This window comes from Aquitalea aquatilis, from assembly GCF_005155025.1.
GTDB lineage: Bacteria > Pseudomonadota > Gammaproteobacteria > Burkholderiales > Chromobacteriaceae > Aquitalea > Aquitalea aquatilis.
This window is the reverse complement of record NZ_CP039731.1, coordinates 3,097,728-3,119,756: the sequence shown is the minus strand read 5'-3', so window position 1 is coordinate 3,119,756 and position 22,029 is coordinate 3,097,728. Positions and strand designations below refer to the sequence as shown.

General features: G+C 58.7%; 18 protein-coding genes. 7 read left to right on the top strand and 11 right to left on the bottom strand.

Features of this window, described 5'->3' with window-relative positions; all coding sequences use genetic code 11:
- Positions 1-29: 29 nt before the first annotated feature.
- Genes tagF through FAZ30_RS20810 form a run of 3 tightly spaced genes read right to left on the bottom strand, consistent with a single transcriptional unit; the run spans position 30 to position 5,730 of the window.
- The gene (tagF, locus tag FAZ30_RS14655; RefSeq protein ID WP_124641507.1) at positions 30-1,046 is read right to left on the bottom strand and encodes a type VI secretion system-associated protein TagF; all 1,017 of its coding nucleotides are present in this window, start codon (positions 1,044-1,046) and stop codon (positions 30-32) included.
- A 15-nt stretch (positions 1,047-1,061) separates the two neighbouring features.
- Positions 1,062-4,838 (bottom strand): type VI secretion system membrane subunit TssM, encoded by a 3,777-nt coding sequence (gene tssM / locus FAZ30_RS14650; RefSeq protein ID WP_137009681.1) that lies wholly within the window; start codon positions 4,836-4,838, stop codon positions 1,062-1,064.
- A 25-nt stretch (positions 4,839-4,863) separates the two neighbouring features.
- Positions 4,864-5,730: a M15 family metallopeptidase gene (locus tag FAZ30_RS20810; protein WP_233578289.1), complete on the bottom strand. Its 867-nt coding sequence runs from the start codon at positions 5,728-5,730 to the stop codon at positions 4,864-4,866.
- Positions 5,731-5,914: 184 nt separating this feature from the next.
- On the opposite strand from FAZ30_RS20810, the gene tssJ reads away from it, so the two are divergent.
- The 5 genes from tssJ (at position 5,915) to FAZ30_RS14620 (ending at position 9,854) form a co-directional block, all read left to right on the top strand.
- On the top strand, positions 5,915-6,448 hold the full coding sequence (gene tssJ / locus FAZ30_RS14640) for a type VI secretion system lipoprotein TssJ (protein WP_124641511.1): 534 nt from the start codon (positions 5,915-5,917) through the stop codon (positions 6,446-6,448).
- Between the two features lie 159 nt (positions 6,449-6,607).
- Positions 6,608-7,999 carry a type VI secretion system baseplate subunit TssK gene (tssK, locus tag FAZ30_RS14635; RefSeq protein WP_233578291.1) on the top strand — a complete coding sequence of 464 codons (1,392 nt, stop codon included), beginning with the start codon at positions 6,608-6,610 and terminating at the stop codon, positions 7,997-7,999.
- 7 nt (positions 8,000-8,006) lie between these two features.
- On the top strand, positions 8,007-8,711 hold the full coding sequence (gene icmH / locus FAZ30_RS14630; RefSeq protein WP_124641513.1) for a type IVB secretion system protein IcmH/DotU: 705 nt from the start codon (positions 8,007-8,009) through the stop codon (positions 8,709-8,711).
- Position 8,712: 1 nt separating this feature from the next.
- Positions 8,713-9,192, top strand: a complete 480-nt coding sequence (tssE, locus tag FAZ30_RS14625; protein WP_124641515.1) for a type VI secretion system baseplate subunit TssE — start codon at positions 8,713-8,715, stop codon at positions 9,190-9,192.
- Positions 9,193-9,332: 140 nt separating this feature from the next.
- Positions 9,333-9,854, top strand: coding sequence for an ankyrin repeat domain-containing protein (locus FAZ30_RS14620; RefSeq protein ID WP_158613538.1), 522 nt, complete (start codon positions 9,333-9,335; stop codon positions 9,852-9,854).
- Between the two features lie 7 nt (positions 9,855-9,861).
- On the opposite strand, the gene FAZ30_RS14615 is transcribed toward FAZ30_RS14620, so the two are convergent.
- The 5 genes from FAZ30_RS14615 to FAZ30_RS14595 all read right to left on the bottom strand — a co-directional run bounded on the left by FAZ30_RS14615 (position 9,862) and on the right by FAZ30_RS14595 (position 15,494).
- Positions 9,862-10,563: a hypothetical protein gene (locus FAZ30_RS14615; protein WP_124641519.1), complete on the bottom strand. Its 702-nt coding sequence runs from the start codon at positions 10,561-10,563 to the stop codon at positions 9,862-9,864.
- A gap of 207 nt (positions 10,564-10,770) precedes the next feature.
- Entirely contained in the window at positions 10,771-11,733 is a 963-nt protein-coding gene (locus FAZ30_RS14610) for an ABC transporter permease (RefSeq protein ID WP_124641521.1), read from the bottom strand.
- The gene (locus FAZ30_RS14605; RefSeq protein WP_168190855.1) at positions 11,733-12,839 is read right to left on the bottom strand and encodes an ABC transporter permease; all 1,107 of its coding nucleotides are present in this window, start codon (positions 12,837-12,839) and stop codon (positions 11,733-11,735) included. The genes FAZ30_RS14610 and FAZ30_RS14605 overlap by 1 nt, the downstream gene beginning before the upstream one ends.
- Entirely contained in the window at positions 12,836-14,362 is a 1,527-nt protein-coding gene (locus FAZ30_RS14600) for an ABC transporter ATP-binding protein (protein WP_124641523.1), read from the bottom strand. The genes FAZ30_RS14605 and FAZ30_RS14600 overlap by 4 nt, the downstream gene beginning before the upstream one ends.
- 127 nt (positions 14,363-14,489) lie before the next feature.
- On the bottom strand, positions 14,490-15,494 hold the full coding sequence (locus FAZ30_RS14595; RefSeq protein WP_137009680.1) for a BMP family lipoprotein: 1,005 nt from the start codon (positions 15,492-15,494) through the stop codon (positions 14,490-14,492).
- A 501-nt stretch (positions 15,495-15,995) separates the two neighbouring features.
- On the opposite strand from FAZ30_RS14595, the gene FAZ30_RS14590 reads away from it, so the two are divergent.
- Together FAZ30_RS14590 and FAZ30_RS14585 are read left to right on the top strand one after the other, a co-directional pair.
- Positions 15,996-16,742, top strand: coding sequence for a tRNA pseudouridine(65) synthase TruC (locus tag FAZ30_RS14590; protein ID WP_124641526.1), 747 nt, complete (start codon positions 15,996-15,998; stop codon positions 16,740-16,742).
- A 50-nt stretch (positions 16,743-16,792) separates the two neighbouring features.
- Positions 16,793-17,641 (top strand): 23S rRNA (adenine(2030)-N(6))-methyltransferase RlmJ, encoded by an 849-nt coding sequence (locus FAZ30_RS14585; protein ID WP_124641528.1) that lies wholly within the window; start codon positions 16,793-16,795, stop codon positions 17,639-17,641.
- Positions 17,642-17,788: 147 nt separating this feature from the next.
- On the opposite strand, the gene FAZ30_RS14580 is transcribed toward FAZ30_RS14585, so the two are convergent.
- The 3 genes from FAZ30_RS14580 to FAZ30_RS14570 all read right to left on the bottom strand — a co-directional run bounded on the left by FAZ30_RS14580 (position 17,789) and on the right by FAZ30_RS14570 (position 21,971).
- On the bottom strand, positions 17,789-18,937 hold the full coding sequence (locus FAZ30_RS14580; RefSeq protein ID WP_124641530.1) for a branched-chain amino acid ABC transporter substrate-binding protein: 1,149 nt from the start codon (positions 18,935-18,937) through the stop codon (positions 17,789-17,791).
- Positions 18,938-19,133: 196 nt separating this feature from the next.
- Positions 19,134-20,396 (bottom strand): NAD(P)/FAD-dependent oxidoreductase, encoded by a 1,263-nt coding sequence (locus FAZ30_RS14575; protein WP_124641532.1) that lies wholly within the window; start codon positions 20,394-20,396, stop codon positions 19,134-19,136.
- A gap of 3 nt (positions 20,397-20,399) precedes the next feature.
- Positions 20,400-21,971 carry an aldehyde dehydrogenase (NADP(+)) gene (locus FAZ30_RS14570; protein WP_124641534.1) on the bottom strand — a complete coding sequence of 524 codons (1,572 nt, stop codon included), beginning with the start codon at positions 21,969-21,971 and terminating at the stop codon, positions 20,400-20,402.
- Positions 21,972-22,029 lie beyond the last annotated feature (58 nt).

Below are 22,029 nucleotides of genomic sequence, written 5' to 3'. Positions count from 1 at the left end.
CCCAAGGTTTGAACTAATCGCCAAAAATATTAAACAAGGCTGCGCGAAAGGCTGGCCATCACATCGCAAAGCTGAGCTACCGAAAAGTGCGGATCAGTCAGCCGCCGGCTGAGAATATAGGCGGCCTCCGCATAGGACTGATGGTTGCGCCACGGCGCCTGCTCATCATCAACATCAATGATGAAACGGGCATCAAGGGGTACACCCCAGCACTGTGCCAGCAGATGCTCACTCAATGCACCCGGCACGAGGGCCAGATAGCTGGCCTGTGGTTGACGGATAATCAGGCACTGCACCGGGATGTCCCGCATACCGGCAGTGGCCGCAGAAAACAGTGACAGCCAAGTCACGGCGGCCAGCATATCCTCGCCATCACCGGCAGGCAGCGGCAGCAAATATGTTTGCGCCGACAAGCTGTCCTTGAATTTGCGCAACAACTGGCTGTGAAACACAAATGACAGCAACAAGGCTTCGAGATCGGTATCGCCATGCTGGCGCAGCAACCCCGCCAGATAATCTGGGTGGGTCAAAGACAGATGCCTGCTGAGCAATTGCTCTGCCAGTTCCAGGTCTGCCACAGAGCTAGCACCGAAGATCGACTGCTCTTCCAGGTATTGTCTGCAGGCCAGCATTTCGACCGCATTGTCGATGGCGTTGCCAAGCTGCTCTTGCAAGCCATTGAAAAACAGCTCATTGGACAGCATCAGCACGGCGATCGGCGGCTGCGGGCCATCGGACTGCAGCAAGGACGCGGCCACCAGCGGGTAATTCCGACCACTTTCATCATGGCTGGGATGTATCACCCCCAGCGAAAGCCAGGCGCCATCACGCGAGCGGATGACAAACGAAGTGGGTGGCATGGCGCGGTATTCATCGATCCGGGCATCGGAGTCGAGTTGCCGGATACTTTCTGCCAATACCGTATCCAGCTGAGTAGCGGCCGGATGTGTCGCATTGATGCGGACAAAGTCGCCACGGCGGGGCAGTTTGCCAAAAATGCAAAACTGCGCCGGCACATCTTGAGCACGTTTGAAATTAAAGGCCATGTGACTGTTTTCCTGTTACAAGGTCACACGCTCGGGCAGCGTCAATTTGTATAGTTTGATCAATTGCAAAGGGTTGACTCCACCGACCATACGGAAATTGAAATGAACGGACTGGCCATCGGCGGCCTTGCCGGCAGACCAGCTCAACTGGGCCATGTCAGGGTTGTCCTGCGTTACTTTGGCACTGGCCAACAAACGCATCAGACCCATGCGGCCAGACTGATTGGCAATGACACTGACCGCCCCGCTGTAGGACACCACCTGGATACGTGCACCGCCGCCGGCATCGCTGCCAGGCCAGGTAAACGGTTGCCATGTCTGTGGTCCGTTGCGATAGCGCAGCTCCTGGCCGTCTATCACGAAGGAAATATCGGACAGTCCCGGCGTTGGCTGTGGCTGCAATTCGAAACGGCTGTTTTCACCATCCTGCAACTGGTTACTTGCCAATGAGCTGAGGCGACCAACGCTGGTGAGGAACTCCGGGTTGAAGCGCATGCCCTGATTCCCCCAGGCACGCGGCACCAAAGTGTCACCCTTGCGCTGCACCAAACCGTTCAGATACTTGTTGATGAACTTGTCCAGCACGCCATCATTGGCTTTGACAAAGCGGTTGATCTCGGCAACGGAAGCCGTGGTGCTGGAATCACTGAAGGGATACTTACTGGCCAGCTGACGCCATTGCGGCAATACCTCATTCGCCCAGGCCTGGTTGATATCCTGCTGTGCCGGAGTGAGGATGGCCGAATAGGACTGCGACAACGGCCGGATCAGCATCGGACGTACCATTGCGGCAGTGTCAGCCGGCACCTGACTGAGCAGGGAGTTGTCGACATAGGACGTTGTATCGGCCAATTCCGAGCCAGACCCATTCAGCGTGGCTTGCAGGGTATTGCGAGCCTGCGGACCGGGTTCGTCGGTAGATGCAATTCCCGCCAGCTTGGCCTTGAGCTTGGCCAGTTGATCAAGATAGCCATTGATGGGCGGATTATCCCCCTTGACCAGCAAGGCTACTCCGGCAAATACCTGCCCTACCTCGCCATATTGCTTATCGGTTTTGGGCTGTGTCTGCCCGTCATTACCCTTGATGAAATCGGCCGTTTTCTCCAGCACCGATTGCTTGGCATTTTCCAGCGAGCGATTCAGTTCTGACGGGTTATCCCAGGCCGTCTCCACTGCGGCACGCGCCAGAATCAGCTTCACCGGCGAGTTTTGCTTGTCTGCCAGGCGAGTCAATGCCGATGCCGATTGCGCAGGGCTGGTAAAGTCGCGCGTGGTGACACCCGGCAAGAATTTTTTCCAGGCCGCGATATATTGAGCACGATAAAGCGCCATCAAGGCTGCACGGTTTTTCTCGATATTGCCATCACGCCCCAGATTGTCCTGAATCGAGGAGGCCAGCACCCAGTCATCACCACGGATTTCACCCTTGCTCGCCTCATCTATCGCAGTTTTGACGTAGGTATTCCAGGCTTCTCTGGTAAACGCACCTTCAACCATTTGGCTACTGGCCATGATGTCCAGATCGCGATTATCAAGGATGCGGGCAACCGTCAAAGGGGCAAAGCGGGTATTGGCGCGAGCGCGAATTTCGTTGTACACCCGCTCTTCGGCAGAAAGATGCTTGTAAGAGCCCCGTAGCACTTCACGTGCAGCGGAGACGACCTGAGCGTTGTTTTCGATGACCGGCAGGTCTGGTTCATGGATCTGGCTGACATAAAAGGCCACCAGTTTCTCGGCAACACCCATGACCTCGTCCACGGAATACTGCCCATGCTGACTTTCCAGGTAGGGCCGCCAGTACCGCGGAATCTGGTCAATCAGGTGCGCCTCATCCATACGCTTGTGATCATGCAGCATCAGATAGGTTTTCAGTGCGTTGTAGCCGGCATCGAGCTGGCGCGACTGATTGTTTGTGGTCGTGGCCGGCACAGCTTCTGCGGTAGGGCTGGAACTCTCGGCAGCAGTCGCTTTCTGTGACCAGTCCAGCGCGCTCAACTTGATATTGGGCAGGCTGTTGCCATGGCGCGGCGGACGCGGTTTGGGCTTGACTGGCGGTTTTGCCACGGGCTTGGGCATATCGGTGACCACTGGCACGGGCTTAACAACAACAGGCGCAGCTTCCGCTTGCGGTTTGTAGGCCACCAGAGTGGCTTCCAGATTGCGCTGTACCGGTTGCAACATCACTTGCTTCAAACCAGCAAAATACTCAGCACGCAGCCCGGCTTCCAGCGCATCGCCCTGGTACAGCCCCCAGGCAAGCTGCCACGGCGCGCCATTCTTGCGATAAGCCTGCAACTCTTCCAGACGTTGCTGCAGCAGCTGCAAAGACTTCAATTTATTATACAGCTGGCCACTAGCCGCCAATTTGCCGGCTTCAACACGCTCAGCCGCGATTTGTTCGATCAGCCGCTGGTTGCCGATATAGGTCCACGACCATACCCCGGCCAGTCCCGCCAACAGCAATACACCAATACCCATCATGGCCATGCGCAAACGCCCGCCACCGGGTGCGGTCTGCCGTGAAATCAGATGCTGATCCGGGAAAAGGACATCGCGAAAGAAGTCGCGCAAGAAAAAACTGTACGAAGACGGCGGCTGTTTGGCGTCCTTGCTCAAAGGGCTGAGATCAAACTGGCCCTGCACGCGATTGGCGGCCACGATGCGCGGCACACCTTCCTGCAGTGCACTGGTGAAGTAAAAGCCGCGCAACAGGGGCCGTGCGTGATAGGGATCTTCTTCATGCAACAGCTTGATGAATTTGACAACTGCCGGCTTAAGCCCATGAAATTCAATCGGAAAAGCAAAGTGGGCAGGCTTCACCTGGCTGCCGCGATACTGCACCAGCTTGTCTTCTCCAAGCTGAACCAGGCCGCGGTACAGCAATTCAAACTGCTGCGCCACAACAGTACCAACATCAAAACCATTACCCTGCTCTGCAGACAAGGTGGCACCCCATACCTGGGCACGCGCTTCGTCGTCGGCATCCAGGAAGAACTGGCCAAAACCACCCAGCAAATCCAGCTTGGTAAACATCAGATACACAGGCACCTGTGCACCGAAGGTATTGCACATTTCATGAATACGCTCGCGAATCTGCCGAGCGTAGGTAGCGAAGCCTTCACTATTATGCTGAGCCAACTCGGGCAGGCTGATGGCGATCAGGATGCCATTTACCGGTGCCTTAGCCCGGTACTTTTTCAATAACTTGAGGAATTCCAGCCACTCCACACGATCTTCGGTATGCGTCGCATAACGGCCGGCGGTATCCAGCAACACCCCTTCGGTAGAGAAGAACCAATCGCAATTGCGCGTTCCACCCACCCCCTGGATGCCACTCTTATCGCTAAACGGAAAAGTGAGCCCAGACTGCAGAATCGCCGAACTCTTGCCCGCGGCAGGGTGGCCGATAATCATGTACCAAGGCAGTTCGTATAGCGCTGCACTACCACTGCTGCTGCCAAGCTTGGACTTTTTCAGGGTATCCACAGCCGCCAGCAGCTTCTGCCGCAGCATCGTCACCTCGGCCCGCTTGCCGGCATCGGCACCGATTACCGCGTCATCGGCTTGCTTGCGCAGCATCTTTTCCAGTAAGCCACCCGCACGGCGAGTCAGCACCTGCCCTACCAGCAAGCTTAGTACCCATAGCAGCATTACCCCGAGAATCCAGCCGAGGCGAGCTTCCTGGGAAGCCAGACCCATCCAGGGACCGATAAACCAAATCAGAGCAATCAGAATCAGAAAACCGATTGCCGATGCCACTTTTCCGTGCCGAAGCCAACCTTGCATAACCATCACTTAGCAAAAATTAAAAGAAGGGCTATTTTTTAGCCAGCAAAGCTCGAATCGAGCCTGTCTGTTCGATATGGCCAAAATCCTTGAAACTCCAATTACCACCCCAGGTAAGGCCGGCTGCTTGCGACTCCTCACCCAAGGCTTGATACGCTTGCATGGCCCACGGATCACGCTCGGATATCACCACTTTGCCATTACGGATCGGGGCCAGATCGACGGCCAAACCGTATTGATGCTTGCTCTCCCCGCCTTTGGCCTGGGTCACATGATTGCCTTGTCCTGCCAGCGCATTCTGACGCTCAGGACTGCGATAGCCTTCCAGCAAAACCATGGAAAAACCACGCTCTTTCATCGATGCCATCACATGCAATACCGTTTGCACGAAAGCCGGATTCAAGCGACTCCAATCACGGCTGGCATGATTGATATCCAGACTAGGCCTCTCTGCTTGGGCGTCGACAAAAGCAGCTGGCGGCAAAGCCGGCGGTGGCACCAGTTTTTCTTCCCGCAGCGTCTGCTTGATACGCTCGGCCTGGGCATAGCCCTGTGCCACATAGTCCGGCCGCTGATAGTAGCGCCCCATATTCAACACCAGCAGCACACCCAAACCCACTAGCGGCAATGACAACAAGGGAAGCAGCAACCAGCGAAAGCTGTGATTGACCACCGGACTTTTTACCTGAGCACTGGCAACTGGCCCTGCAGGCAGCGTTCTCAAGTCAACCGCTTCCTCCATACTCAACAAGGGTTTTGACAGCACCACCTCAGCAGCCTGCGAGGCCTGAAGCTGATGAGCCTGCCCCTGCGCACCCGCGCCCAAGAAGTAACGCCAGCCGACCCACGCCAACAGCAGTACAAGCAAGGCCACCAGTACCGGCAAGGCAAAAATCATCTGCATGACACAATCAACACCCGAGAATCATAATTGCATTTAAAGTATTATCACAATATGTAACAATACGCAAAAAGAATATTATAATGTAATTTATTCTGCTGAAAAGATAACTGTAAGCACTAGTAAAAGTACCGATAGAATATGCTATGCGGTTTTTTCAATCAGGAACGAGCATTGTCCAATGACATTTAGTTTGAAAAGTCATCGCAAAAGCCTGCTGGCAGGCATCGCAATCCCGCTGATGCTGAGCGCCTGCAGCGGCCCAAAAATGATAGCCATCCACGGGGAAAGCACCGTCGGTCTCAACCGCGATGCACAAGGAAAACCGCTATCGGTGGTAGTGCACATCTACCAATTGCGTAGTGCCGAAGCATTCAACAGGATGACCATGGATGCCCTGCTGGCCGGGAAAACAGAGCAGGATCTGCTAGGAAACACCCTCATTTCCAGCAAAGAACTGACCATGATTCCGGGAAAGTCAGTGACCGACAGTGAGACCATCGGCGAAGAAACCCGCTACGTCGGCGTGGTCGGCTTTTTCAGACAACCGGACTCCGCTTACTGGCGGCTGCTGTTTGACGCCGATGCCATCAAGAGCCGTGGACTAATCTTCAAGGCTGCCGATTGCTACCTGCTGCCAGTGACCGCCAAGAACATCGCAATTCCGGGGCAATCATCACAGCCTCCAGCCGAGTGCACCAGCAAGCGGCGTTGATTTACCCTGCAAATAATTGCGCTCTGTTGCAATTTAACAACGATTGTTATTAGTCCATTAATTGAATATTTAATTATCACTATGCGCATTCCATTTGCCATAAATATGACAAATGATATTTTTACTAAGTAAAATCCCTTAAAAGCACTGCAAAAATCAATGCGCCGCATTGATCTTCAGTTGCAAATGCAAGGTCATCACAAGATGCAATATGCAAAAAGAGTTCTGTGGGGCGAAGGCATGTTTTTGCGGCCACAGCATTTCCAGCAACAGTCCTTGTTCCTAGAACAAAAAAGCGCACAGCTACTACAGTATTCCGGCCGTCATCGCTGGGGAGTCAGTCATCTGCTGCTTGATGAAACTGCGCTCAAAGCCGGCATGGTGCGTATCGATGCCCTGACGCTGCTGTTTCGTGACGGCACCCTGTACCAGGCACCAGGTAATGCAGCACTTCCCTTGTCCAGAGAGTGCGCCACCATTCCCCAACTTGGCATCAAGACCACCCTCTACGCCTGTCTTGCCCAGTTGCAGCCTTACGGCGGGAACACCCGCAACGGCGAGGCGCTCAACCGCCCGACTCGCTTCGTCAGCAACAACAGTGAAATCGCCGATCTGTATACACAGGCGCTGGAAGCCGATGTCAGCACACTTGAACTCGACGTAAAGCTGATGTTCGAGGAAGAAAATCGTGACGGCTACGAATCTGTTCCGCTTTGCCAACTGGAAAAGGACGCAACAGGGCAATGGCGTATTTGCGCCGGCTTCATTCCTCCTCTTCTTACTACAGAAGGTTCAACCGAGATTCAGCAGTTGTTGCGCCGGCTATTGGACATTTTGCTAGTGAAGAACCAGTCCTTAAGCAATAGCCACCGAGAAAGATCAAAGAGTGTTGTTGAATACGGTTCAACTGACATCAGCTCTTTCTGGCTATTGCATACGGTAAATCGCAACTTCGCCCGACTGCGCCATCTGTCACAAAGCAGCCCGTTACACCCGGAGGAGCTTTATATGGCACTCGCGGAGTTCTGCGGCGAGCTGCAGACCTTCGCCACCCTGTATACCTTGTCGGACATTCCCGCCTACCGGCATGACCAACTGCATCTGGTACTGCCGGTGCTGGACCAGCAAATCCGCGAACTACTGGAAACTGTCATCTCGGCGCGCTACACCATCATTCCCTTGCATTCACCCAAGCCATCCTTCTTTATTGGCCGACTGGAAAGCGACCGCTTACTGGATAACGTCGATTTCTACCTGTCAGTACAAAGCGAGATGCCAGCCAGCCAGGTAATCGACAGCGTGCCGCTCAAACTCAAGATTGGCGCCCCGGATGATGTGGAAAAAATCCTTAACTCGGCGCTGCGTGGCGTAGCACTCAGCCATGCTGCGCAAACGCCCTCTGCCGTGCCGGTGCGTGTTGGCAACCATTACTTCGCACTCGAACCGCACGGGGATATTTTTGGCCGCATGCTGCAATCACGCAGCATCTGCATCTACCTCCCGCAAACCCTCGCCAATCTGTCACTAGAGCTGATTGCCGTTTTCCGTTGATAAGGCCATGAACCAAACTACCGCCCTCCCCAACCAAGAACGCCCACTGGCCGTTACCCCCTCTGCGGCGCCCAGCCTGCGCGAGATGCTGGAAGACGGCATTTACCTGCTGTTTTTGCTGAAAGACGGCAATGCTCCCGGCAGTGCAGTGGAGTTCAATCGCCGCGTGGACCAGTTCCTGGCGCAATACGAGAAAACCGCGCGCAATTTCAACAAGGATATGAATGCGGTCAACTACTCCAAATACGCTTTTTGCGCACTGATGGATGAAATCATTCTGTCATCGGACTTTCCCTTGCGCGACGAATGGGAACGCATGCCCTTGCAGTTGCGTCTGTTTGGCGAACATCTGGCGGGTGAGGGTTTTTTCAGCAGACTGGAACAATTACGACTGGAGCCGGCGCAGCAGATCGAGCCATTAGAAGTGTTCTACAGCTGCCTGCTGCTGGGCTTTCAAGGCAAATATCTGCTGGAGGGCGAAGAAAAGCTGGGCTACCTGACCCACAAACTGGCGCAGGAAATTCAGCAAGTACGTGGCGGGAAAGCAGAATTCTCTCCTAATGCCCAACTGCCGCAGCGTTTTCAGGCCTTTGTCCGGCACGAGCTCCCCTTGTGGCTGTACTTCGCCTTGCTGGCGATTGCGGGCAGCGGCATCTTCATGACCTATCGCTGGTTGCTGGCCAAGCAGCTGGGCAAACTGTTTGCCAGCTGACATGAGCACTCTTAGTCGCCACGCCCTGATCCAGCCGTCCGTACTCGACCGCCTGCTGGATGACGAACCGGACAGATCGCGCCAGCCCGAAGCCATGCTCTACGAGCTCGCCCAATTCAAGCGCTCACTGGCGCGCGATCTTGAAGCCCTGCTCAACACCCGCACCATGCCGCTGGACGACTTGTTCGACGCCTACCCGCTGGCCAGCAACAGCATGCTGCGTTTTGGGATTCCGGATCTTAGCGGCATCAGCCTGTTGAACCCGGATGACCGGGAGCTGCTGCGCGAGCAATTGCGACGCGCCATTGAAACGCACGAGCCCCGGCTTTCAAGGGTGCGCGTCAATCTGGATGCGCCACGCGAAATGGAAAGGCACCTGCGCTTTCGGGTAGATGCCGTATTGAAAGTCCACCCGCACCGCCCCCCAGTCACTTTTGATGCCACGCTGCAACTGTCATCCAATGTGTACAAGGTGCAGTAAACAGGCGTGGACTGAGCTACTGACATTTCACTTACAAACTGAATGACCAGGAAACAGAACTACGCTTGGCGGACTTGATGGTGACACTTTAGATGCCGTACGTAAAAAACTATTCGAATAGATGCCTGCTTAGCATTGGCATGCTGCTGCTCACACAACAAACCATTGCAGCGTGCAACAAAGAAGACTGGCAACAACTGCTGCGCCATGCCGACGCATCCGCTGTGGTTAGCTACATCAAGAACCATCACTGTGAGCTTGACCAATCGCTGGACGATATTTCCAGGCCGGCATTGGTTTATGCGATAGAAGGCCATAATCGCGCTGCGGTACAAGTGCTGCTGCAGGCCGGTGCGGATGCCAATGTCGATGGCTACGATGGCCGCACACCATTGTTTTACGCGGTACAGTCCAAGGATATTGGCATCGTCGAGGATCTGATCACCAAGGGTGCAGACGTCAATGCATATACACGCACAAGCGGGATCACCGTACTGATGATTGCGGTGCTTGAGTCCTCACCGGCCATCGTCGCCTCTCTTGTTGCGCATGGCGCATCGCTGGATGAAACCGACAAATACGACCAAACGGCCATCAACTACGTCGACAAATTACCGGCCAATCGACGGGCAGCGATGCGGGTAGCACTGAGAAAGCGCTGAGCACAGCTCAGGCCATCAGTTTGCGGTCGCCAAACCAGTCGGCCAGCATCTGGCGGATAGCAGTTGCGTTGTACTTGGGGGCGCGGCTATCTGACCAGCTGGCATGATCAAGGTGAAAGTTGTAGCGCTGGAATTCCGGCGACTGATTGAGTGCATTACTGCGGGTGTAGATGGTGACCCACGGGTCGCCTTCGCGCCAGGCGATGGCCACCGGCACCCCCTCCACCTCGCCCGACCATAACTGGTCGGTCTCGCAAAAATGAACATCATCCAGCAGCACCATATTGACCACGGCCGGCAGTGTGCCGCGCTCGGCGTACACCTTGCGCAGATGGCGACAAAGTCTTTCCTTGCTACCGATGGCCGCGCTTGATCCACGCAGCAGGAAATAGCTGCAAGTACAGGTCAGCGTGGCGGGATCGACGCGGTAGCACTTGCCGGGGGTGATGGTGCTATGCAGGATGACCGCCGGGATATCCAGCGGTGGAAAGGTCAGCCGGTCACGGATGTAAGGCCAGGGGCGGCGGCTCCAGGAGTCATCACGCGCTTTGCGGGTGGCGGCCACCTTGCCGAGCACACTGTCACCCGGCGGCATGCCCTGCCCGACCAAGGCATCGGGATCATGCTGGCGCAGCGCACCACCCAGCAGGCCGGCCAGTGCGGCGACAGTACATCCCACCAGGACCAGTGTCAGCACGGCCAGCCACATACCATTCCCCCGGATTCGGCTGACTGCTGCAGCCTTGTTTATTGTCATTTGCCCATCAGCGCCCAGGCCGGCTGGTGCACACCCCTTGTTGTAGTGCAATTCAGCACACAATTCGACCCGTCGACAGTACCCCCACAGCATGAGACGTAAAAAAACCGGCCAGAGCCGGTTTTTTCTGCAGCCCACTTGATGGGCCGATTTCACTGCCTAGCGTGACTTTACAAACGGCACGCCAATGGCCTTCGGTGCCACGGCACGACCGACAAAGCCAGCCAGCAGCAATACCGTCAGCACATAAGGAATGACCTGGATGGCCTGCGAGGGAATCTGGCCGACAATGGGCAGATCCACCCCTTCCAGCCGGATTTGCAGGGCATCGGCAAAGGCAAACAACAGACAGCCCAACACTGCCGGCAGCGGACGCCATTTGCCGAAAATCAGTGCCGCCAGTGCCAGAAAGCCCTTGCCGGCGGTCATTTCCTTGATGAAGCTACCGGTCTGGTATACCGACAGGAAAGTACCGGCTACCCCACACAGCACGCCACCCCAGAACAAGGCGATATAACGCACCCGAGCCACCGACACCCCAGCGGTATCGGCCGCATGCGGGTTCTCGCCAACCGCACGCAGACGCAGGCCAAAGCGGCTGCGATACACCACCCAGCTCACCACAGGGATGATCAGTACGGTGAGATAGACCAGAATGCTGTGCCCGGACAGCAGCTTGCTATAGAGATGGCCGATGACCGGCACATTCGACAGGGCATCGGCAAACGGCAGGCTGATGTCGTGGAAGCGTGAGTCATCATCCAACTGCGGGGTATTGCCGCCCTGCTGAAACCAGGCCAGCCCCAGTACCGGCGTAATACCAGAGGCAATGGTGTTGATGGCCATGCCGGAGATCAGCTGATTACCGTTATAGGTGACCGAGACAAAGGCATGCACCATGGCCAGGCTGACCGAAGCCATGATGCCGGCCAGCAGACCCAGCCAGGGCGAATGGGTAACAAAGGCGGCGGCGGCAGCGGCGAAAGCCGCCACCAGCATCTTGCCTTCCAGGCCGATATCCACCACGCCGGAGCGCTCGGAGAACATGCCGGCCAGCGCCGCCAGTACCAGCGGCGTAGCCACCCGGATGGTTGAGTCCAGCAAGCTGAACAACTGTTCCATTATTTGTCCTCCTTGCGCTTGAACAGGCCTGCGATAAACGGCTCGAACAGGTTTTCCAGCGCGCCGCAGAACAGGATGATCAGGCCCTGGATGAAGATGATCATTTCGCGGGTAATCACCGGTTTTTCAAACGACAGCTCCAGCCCGCCCTGCGTCAGGCCGCCAAACAGCAGGGCCGACAGGATGATGCCCACCGGATGGTTGCGCCCCATCAGCGCCACGGCAATGCCGACAAAGCCGACACCATTGGTAAAGGACACATTCATGCGGTGGGTGGAACCCAGCAGCTCGTTGACAGCGGCGAAGCCGGACAAGGCGCCGGACACACACATGGCCAGAATGATGGTCTTGCTGACGCTGATGCCGGCATAGCGTGCTGCACTCTCGTTCACGCCCACCGTACGCAACTGGAAGCCCCAGCGGCTATGCCACACCAGCAGGTAAAACAGGCCGCAGGCCAGCAGCGCCATGACAAAGGTCAGGTTCAGCGGCGTGCTGGGCAGGCTGATGCCCATGCCGGCAGCCACCTGATGAATGGCCGGAATCCACGCGGCCTGGCCAAACTCGCGGGTGGTAGGGTTTTGCGAACCGGCTTCGATCAGGTGATGACCGATCAGATACAACATCAGCGAATAGGCGATGAAGTTGAACATGATGGTGGTGACCACAATATGGCTGCCACGCCGCGCCTGCAGCCAGCCTGGAATAAAGGCCCAGGCCGCACCAAAGCCCATGGCGGCCAGGATGCACAGCGGCACCAGCACCAAGGGCGGCAGGGTGTGATCAAAAGCCAGCACCACCAGCGTCACCCCCAGGCCAGCCAGATAGGCCTGCCCTTCGCCACCGATATTGAACAGCCCGGCATGAAAAGCAGTGGCCACCGCCAACCCGGTAAAAATGAAACCGGTGGTGTAGAACAGCGTATAGCCGATGCCTTCACCACTGCCGAAGGCACCGCTTACCAGCAATTGCAGGCATTCCCACGGATCTTCGCCTATCATCCAGGTCACGAAGCCAGTCACCAGCAAGGCGGCCAGCAGATTCAATGCCGGCAGCACAGTCAGCTGAGCCCAGCGCGGCAATGTGGACGGTTGTCCGAATTTCAATGTTTGTGCCCCCCCATCAACAAACCCAGCGAAATGGTGTCGGCATCCCTGGCCGCCACTTCGCCGCTAATCTGCCCGCCGGCCATCACCAGAATGCGGTCGGACAAGGCCAGAATTTCCTCCAGCTCCACCGACACCAGCAAGATGGCCTTGCCGGCATCGCGCAGCTCCACCAACCGTTTGTGAATGAACTCGATGGCGCCGATGTCCACGCCACGCGTCGGCTGGCCGATCAACAGCAAGTCCGGGTTGGCGTGAATCTCGCGCGCCAGCACCACTTTTTGCTGATTGCCACCCGACAGCAAACCCACACGCAGCTGGGCGTTGTCCGGACGGATATCGAACTGGCGGATGAAATCACGCGTGCGCGCCAGCAGTGCCTGGCGTGAAAACAGCCCGCCCTTGCTGATGCGCTTGTCGTCGTGATAGCCGAGAATGGCGTTCTCGAACATGGCAAAGGACTTCACCAGGCCTTCACGCGAACGGTCTTCCGGCACATGGGCAATGCCCTTTTTGCGATACAGAGCGGCCCGCGGCTGTGTGGATTTTTCCTGCAGCAGATCCGCACCCTGATAGCGGATTTCACCGGAAGTCGGCTCCAGCATGCCCGCCAGCACTTCCAGCAGCTCGGACTGACCATTGCCAGACACCCCGGCAATGCCGACGATCTCGCCGGCGCGCACCTGAAAATTCAAGCCATCCAGTAGCTTGACGCCACGCTCATCGGTCAGGCACAGCTGGCGCACGTCCAGCACGGCCGCCCCCGGTTCGCGCTCGGCCTTGTCCACTTTCAGCGTGACTTTGCGCCCCACCATCAGGTCGGCCAGTTTTTCCTTGTCGACATCCGCCGTGCGCACATTGCCCACCACCGTACCGGCACGCATCACGCTGACGGCATCGGTAATGTCCATCACCTCGCGCAGCTTGTGGGTGATCAGGATGACCGTCTTGCCCTGCTCGCGCAGCGCACGCAGGATGCAGAACAGGTGATCGGCCTCCTGCGGTGTCAGCACGGCCGTGGGCTCGTCCAGAATCAGTACGTCGGCCCCGCGGTACAGCGCCTTGAGAATTTCCACCCGTTGCTGCAGGCCAACACCCAGCTCGCCAACGATGGCGTCCGGATCAACCTCCAGCGAGTAGTCGCGGTTCAGCGCCTGCAGGTGTTCGCGCGCCTTGGCCATGCCCTCTTTGAGCAGCAGGCCGCCTTCGGCACCCAGCACGATGTTTTCCAGCACGGTGAAGTTGTCCACCAGCATGAAATGCTGATGGACCATACCGATGCCCAGCCGGATGGCTTCCTGGCTGTTGCGGATGCGCACGGTCTTGCCATCCACCGCGATGCTGCCGCTGTCGGCCTGGTAATAGCCGTACAGAATGCTCATCAGGGTGGATTTACCCGCGCCGTTCTCGCCGATGATGCCGTGTATGGAGCCCTTGGCGATGTTCATTGATACATCGCGATTGGCCTGCACTGTGCCGAAGCGCTTGCAGATGCCGTTCAGCTCGATGGCGAAATCAGTCATGCCGGTATTTTCCCGATTTTCCATAAATCCGGTCGGCGGCCTCGCCAGAATCAAACAGGCACGATAGCCAGAGCCATCGTGCCTGCAGTCCTCCCGGGCCGCAGCCGGGAAAAGATGATCTAAAGACTTACTTCACCGGGCAGCTGTTGCTGGCGCGGTAGTCGACCACGCTGAGCTTGCCACTGATGATGTCCTTCTTGGCGGCGCCGATTTTCTTTTCCATGTCGGCGGAAATCAGCTTGCGGTTATTGCTGTCCAGCGCCCAGTCCACGCCGCCTTCCTTGAGGCCCATGACTTTGACTTCCGGCTTCCAGCTGCCGTCGCGGGCGGACTTGAAAGTATCGTACACGGCATTGTCCACGCGCTTGACCATGGAGGTCAGCACATAGCCGGGGTAGAGGTGGTTCTGGTTGCTGTCGACGCCGATGGACAGTTTATTGGCGGTCTTGGCGGCCTGCAGCACGCCCAGGCCGGTGCCACCGGCAGCAGCGAATACCACGTCGACGCCGCGATCAAACTGGCTCTTGGCCAGCTCGGTACCGCGTGCCGGGTCGTTGAAGGCCTGCGGCGTGGTGCCGGTCATGTTCTGGATGACTTCAGCCTTCTTGTTGGCATACTTGGCACCCTGTACATAGCCACAGCCAAAGGCGCGGATCAGCGGCACATCCATGCCACCGATATAACCTACCTTGCCGGACTTGGATGCCATGGCAGCGGCCATGCCCACCAGGAAGGAGCCTTCCTGTTCCTTGAACACGATGCTCTGTACGTTCGGACCCTTGGCCACGGAATCGATGATGGTGAATTTCACCTTGGGAAATTCCTTGGCCACGGTTTCCACCGCCTGGGTAAAGGAGAAGCCGACGGAAACGATCAGGTCGGCATCCTTGCGCGCCAGATTGCGCAGCAGCTGTTCCTTTTGTGCTTCGGAGGCAATGGTGCCCTCACGATAGCTGATCTTGAATTCCTTCTTGAAACGCTCTGCGCCATTGAACGCCGCTTCGTTGAAGCTCTTGTCAAACTTGCCGGCCTGATCGTAGATCACAGCCGGGGTGAAGTCTTTGGCAAAGGTGACGCCGGCCAGCATGGACAGGGCTACGGCAACGCTTGCTCGTTTCAGTTGGATGGTCATATCTGGAACTCTTGGTTTTGTTGGTCAACATGCACGAGCGGACGCTAGCCTGTTCATGCAACATCGGGAAGCCCCTACTTCCGGATTGGCTCTCTGTCAGGCCACGGGCCTGCAGGTGCGCCACCGAATGTCAGTGCGCCAGGCTGCAACGCAGAGTTTCATCATGGTGGGCGCGGCGAATTGTAATGACCGGGAAATTGACTGTAAACAATTTCCTCTCCACTTTGAAATACCTTGTCGCAAAGCTGGTAATTGGGGGGCAGCAATCGCAATGATCCGGCGCTAAAAAACCGCAGCACGCAGCAAATTTATGCCTACATGCATGACCGGATCACAAAATATGACGTTTTCCTGCAGCAAGCGCAAGAAGTCGCTGTCAATGGCAAATGCAGGAAAAATCTACCCGCCCAGCTGTCGCAATTCGGCCACGGCAGCGCCTTGCACATATCCAAGCCGACGGCAAAGTCCTACAATCGCGGCCTTCGCCTCATCAACACCGCCATGCTACCCATTCTCTACCGCGACCAGCAGCTGATCGCCATCCACAAGCCGTCCAACCTGCTGGTGCACCGCTCCGAGCTGGATCGTCACGAAACCCGCTTTGCCATCCAGCTATTGCGTGACCAGATTGGCCAGCGCGTCTACCCGGTACACCGGCTGGACAAGGGCACCTCCGGCGTACTGCTGTTTGCCCTGGACAAAGACAGCAGCCGTGAAATGAGCTGGCAATTCGAACGCCAGGAAGTGAGCAAGCGCTACCTGGCCGTGGTGCGTGGCCATCCGGCCGAGGCCGGCCATATCGACCATGCCCTCAGCCGGCGGGTGGATGACCTGGCCTGGCTGGGCGAAAAGGTGGAACAAGGCCCGCAAGAAGCACAAACCGACTACCGCCGCATAGCCACGGTGGAGCTGCCGATTGCCGTGGACCGCTACCCCAGCAGCCGTTACGCCCTGGTGGAGCTGTCGCCACTCACCGGCCGCCGCCACCAGTTGCGCCGCCACATGAAGCATATCGCCCACCCCATCATTGGTGACGCTACCCATGGCAAAGGCGTGCACAACCGCATGTTTGCCGAGCACTTTGGCAGCCAGCGCATGCTGCTGGCCTGCATGGAGATGCAGATCACCCACCCGGCGACTGGTGCAGCCATCCAGTTGACCTGCCCTCTGGCTGATGATTTTGCCAGCGTGGTGCGCGCGCTGGGCTGGGAGCAGGCCATCCCCGCCAACTGGCTGCCCGCCGTCTGAAGCGATCCCAAATCCGCTACAATGCCGCCATTGTCTTAGAAAGCTGATGCATGCTGAGTTATCGCCACGCCTTTCACGCCGGCAACCACGCCGACGTGCTCAAGCACCTGATTGAAATTGCCGTCCTGGATTACCTGGGCCAGAAAGACAAGCCCTACTGGTATATCGATACCCACGCCGGAGCCGGTGGCTATGCCCTGCACGAAGGCTATGCCGCCAAGAATGCCGAATACCTGAGCGGCATTGCCCGCCTGTGGGACCGTAGCGACCTGCCGCCCGCCGTAGCCGCCTATGTGGACGTGGTACGCGAGATGAACCCGGATGGCGAACTGCGTTTCTACCCCGGCTCCCCCTGGTGTGCCGCTGCGGTGATGCCGCAAAGCGACAAGCTGCGCCTATTCGAGCTGCACCCTACGGATTTCCAGTTGCTGGAACAGAACTTCGGCGGCCATCCGCGCCGTACCCAGCTGCAACAGGCCAATGGCTTTGAAGGCATCAAGGCCATCCTGCCGCCGCCACCGCGCCGGGGCCTGGTGCTGATTGACCCGCCCTACGAAGACAAGCGTGACTACCAGCACGTGGTGACGGCGCTCAAGGAAGGCCTGAAGCGTTTTGCCACCGGCATCTACGCCGTGTGGTACCCCTGCCTGCAGCGCGCCGAGATGAAAGAACTGCCCAAAGAGCTGAAAAAGCTGCCGGCCAAGAGCTGGCTGCGCGCCGAGCTGCACGTACAAGCGCCATCTGCCGACGGCTTTGGCATGTACGGTAGCGGCATGTTCCTGCTGAATCCGCCGTGGACCCTGCCGGAAACCTTGAAAGAAGTGCTGCCTTATCTGGTGCAGCAACTGGGCCAGGACGCCAAGGCCAGCTTCATTCTGGAAACCGGCGGCGATCTGTAAACCAGCACCAGCCTCGGTAAGGCCATCCCACGGGATGGCCTTTTTGCTGCCTCTCTGTCCATAAAAAACGGCTGGCCTGCCAGATGGCAGCCAGCCCAAGCATGAGACTGATGAGAACTGCGGGGAAAACAGAAGAAGCTGCGACGCCTAGCGCACCACGGCCTGCACTGCCCAGGCATTGTTCTTGACCACCGACAGGGTGACCGGTGCCTTGAGCAGATTGCCATTGGGGGCAAAGGCAAAATCTGCCGTCACGCCGCTGTAGCGAATGGCTGCCAGCTTGGGCAGGTATTTGGCCGGTTCCACCGAGCCAGCCTGCTTCATGGCCTCGGCCACCAGCATCACACCGTCGTAAAACTGCGGCCCCAGCAAGACCACGTCCTGATGGAAACGCTCCTTGTAGCGGCGTTCAAACTCCTTGCCAGCCGGACGGGCGGACAGAATGCCACCCGCCACGGCCGAGTAATGCCCGACAGCGTCCGCACCTGCCAGCTGGATAAAGGTGGGCGTGTTCATCATGTCACCCCCCATCAGCTTGGCTTTCAGCCCCAGGCGCTTGAGCTGCTTGGCCATCGGCGCGGCCTGGGCATCGGCCCCGCCATAGAAGATGACTTCCGGATTGACCGCCTTCACCGCAGTGAGGATGGAGGTAAAATCGGTAGCCTTGTCCGAGGTGAATTCGCGGCGCAGCACTTTGCCGCCATTGGCGGTCACCGCCTTGACGAACTCATCGGCAATGCCCTGGCCGTAGGCCGTGCGGTCGTCAATCGCCACAATGCTCTTGGCCTTCAGCGTTTTGACGGCGAACTGGCCCAGCGAGCCGCCAATCTGGCTGTCGCTGCCCACCAGGCGGAAGGTGGTCTTGTAGCCTTGCTGGGTATAGGCCGGGTTGGTGGACACCGACAGCTGCGGAATGCCCGCCTCCGAATAAATGCGCGAAGCCGGAATCGACACCCCGGAGTTGAAGTGGCCGATCACGGCTTTGACCCCGGCATCAACCAGCCGCTGCGCGGCCTGGGTGCCGACACGCGGGTCGGCCTGGTCGTCTTCGGACACCAGCTCGAACTTGATTTTCTGCCCGCCCACCAGCAGAGCTTTGGCGTTGATGTCGTCAATCGCCATTTTGGTGGCATTTTCATTGTCCTTGCCGTAATGGGCCTGCGGACCGGACAGCGGCGAAGAAAAGCCGATTTTCACCACCGTGTCAGCATGGGCGGCAGCCATGACAAAGGGCACCATCATGCCGCCCAGCGCCACCACCCAGTTCATTTCTGCAAACAGTTTGTTCCGAACCATGTCACTTCTCCTTTGATGCTGCTTTTTGATTGACCAGCACAAGCCGACACACCCGTTGCATCACCCCAGCCAACAGCACTGGCGATGCAAGACAGGAGGCGGCGGTTTTGCCGGTTGCTCTTGTCAAGGAAAGCCAGCCGGCCCTCCCCTCTACTGCTCCCCCGTCATGACCGGTCTGCGCCGGTGCGTGACAGGATCAAAAACGAGACATCCGGTAGGGCTGCATATCCAGTGCCGGGCTGTGCCCTTGCAACATGTCGCATAACAGCACGGCGGTAGTGGCCGCCAGAGTGAGGCCCAGATGGCCATGACCAGTGGCAAACCACAGCCCGGCCTGAGCGGGTGCCGGGCCGATGATGGGCAGGGTATCCGGCAGCGAGGGGCGATTGCCCATCCACACCGTCATGCCTTCGGTAGAAAAGTCGCCGACAATGCGCCGGGCCTTGTCCAATAGGATGTGCGCGCGCCGCCAGTCCGCCGGGGCATCGCGGTGCGCCAGCTCCACCGTGCCCGCCAGCCGCAGGCCGCCATCAGCCATGGGCAGGATGACAAAGCTCTCGCTGGCACACTGGATGAAGTGATGCAGTTTCACCCCGGCATGCGGCAGATTGACGTGATAGCCGCGCTCGCTTTCCAGCGGCACGCGGTATTGGTGCTGACGGGTAAAACGGTCGCTCCACACGCCGCAGGCAATCACCACAACCGCCGCAGACAACTGGCCATTACCGGCAGTCTCCACACCGTGCACACCGTGCGTGTCACCCAGGGTGCGCAGCACCTCGTCCTGCACAAAGCGCCCACCGGCGTGGACGAAGGCATCGAACAGGCCACGGCTGAACAAGTAGGGATCGTCCACATGCGACCAGCCCGGCACCCGCACTGCGCATTGCCATTCCTCGGCCAGCAAGGGCTCGCGCTTGGCCAGCGCACTGCCCGACAGCGCCTGCCACTGCACACCGTGGCGACGCTTTTCCTCCCAGGCTGGCAGGGCCGCGTCGAATTCCTGCTGATTGCGGTAAAGCGTCAGATTGCCGTGGCGCTGCCACATGTGCTCCAGCCCGGCCTTTCCGATCAGCACGGCATAGTCCGCATTCACCCGGCCCAGCAAGGCGGACAGATCGCGGGTAAGCGCGGCGACCCGGCCGGGCCGGCTGGCCGCCAGAAAGCGCAGCAACCACGGCATCAGGCTGGGCAGATAGCGCCAGCGCAAGGCCAGTGGCCCCAGCGGGTCCAGCATCCAGCCCGGCACCTTGCGCAAGACGCCCGGTTCGGCCAACGGAATCACATCGCTGATGGCAAAGGCACCGGCATTGCCATAACTGGTTTCCATGGCCGGTTCGCCACGGTCCAGCAGCGTCACGCCAAAGCCGGCCAGTTGTAATTGCAGGGCAATGGCGATGCCGACCACACCAGCACCCACCACGATGACATCGCTTCCCGGAGCAAGGGTTTGCGCCATGACTCAGGCCTCCCGCATGCCATCGACCAGCCGGCGCAGCGCCAGCGGATTGCCATGCTGCAGGGCAGCGGGCAGCAGTACATCCGGCACGTCCTGATAGCACACCGGCCGCAGGAAACGGTAGATGGCCGCCGTACCCACCGAAGTGCTGCGCGTGTCGGAGGTGGCCGGAAACGGCCCGCCATGCACCATGGCATCGCACACTTCCACCCCGGTGGGCCAGCCATTCACCAGAATGCGGCCCGCCCTGCCTTCCAGCACGGGCAGCAGGGTGCGCGCCAGCGCGACATCGCCATCGTCCAGTTGCAGTGTGGCGGTAAGCTGGCCTTCCAGCGCATTGGCCAACTGATGCATTTCCTGTTCATCGCGGCAAGCCACCAGCAGCGCAGCGGCACCGAACACCTCGACCTGCAAGGCCGGATTGGCCAGATACTCGGCAGCCCTCACCCGTAGCAGGCGTGCCTGGCACTGGTTTGGCCCGCTGGCGGGCTGGCCGCAGGCGGCTGTCGCGGCATGGGCGGACAAGCTGTCCGCTCCGGCCTGATAGGCGGCCCAGATGCCAGGCGTGAGCATGGTTTGCGCCGCGCTTTGTTGCAGCAGATCGGCCGCCGTGGCGACAAAACGCTCCAGCGCCGGCCCCTGTACGGCAATCAGTAGGCCGGGGTTGGTACAGAACTGCCCTGCCCCCTGCGTCAGCGAGCCGACAAAGCCCTGCGCCAGCACATCGCTGCGCGCCTGCAAGGCAGCGGGCAGCAGGAATACCGGGTTGGTGGAGCTCATTTCGGCATAGACCGGAATCGGCTCCGGGCGATTCTGCGCCGCCTGGCACAGCGCCAGACCTCCACTGCGCGAACCGGTAAAGCCCACCGCCTTGATACGCGGATCGGTCACCAGGGCATTGCCCACCTCGCGACCACTGCCAAACAGCAGCGCGAACACCCCGGCAGGCAGACCGCACTTGGCCAGCGCCCGGCCAATGGCTTGACCGGCCAGCTCGCTGCTACCGGGATGGGCGCTGTGCGCCTTGACGATGACCGGACAACCAGCCGCCAGTGCCGAAGCGGTATCTCCCCCCGCCACCGAGAAGGCCAGCGGGAAATTGCTGGCCCCGAACACCGCCACCGGGCCCAGCGGAATGTGGCGCTGGCGCAGGTCGGCACGCGCTAGCGGCTGACGTTGCGGCTGGGCGCTATCGATCCGTACATCCAGCCATTCGCCGGCACGCACGGTGCGGGCAAAAATCCGCAGCTGACCACACGTGCGGCCGCGTTCCCCCTGCAGGCGGGCGCGTGGCAGGCCGGTTTCGAGCATGGCACGTTCGATCAGCTCATCGCCCAAGGCTTCGATTTCCTCGGCAATGCTTTCCAGAAAACGGGCACGTAGCTCCGGCGTGGTTTCCCGATAGGCAGCAAAGGCAGCCCAGGCCAGCGTACAAGCCTGTTCGACCTGGCTCAGGTCTGCACCGGCATAAGCGGGCGCCAGCGCCAGCCCAGTGGCTGGGTCAATTGCCCGGCTGCCTTCGCGCTGGCCGGCAACGGCCTGCCCGCCAATCAGCATCTTGCCTGTCAGATTCATAGGGGTTCCTGCACCTTGGATGGCTGCTAATGGGATAAGCCCGGCCACGCCAGCGGCA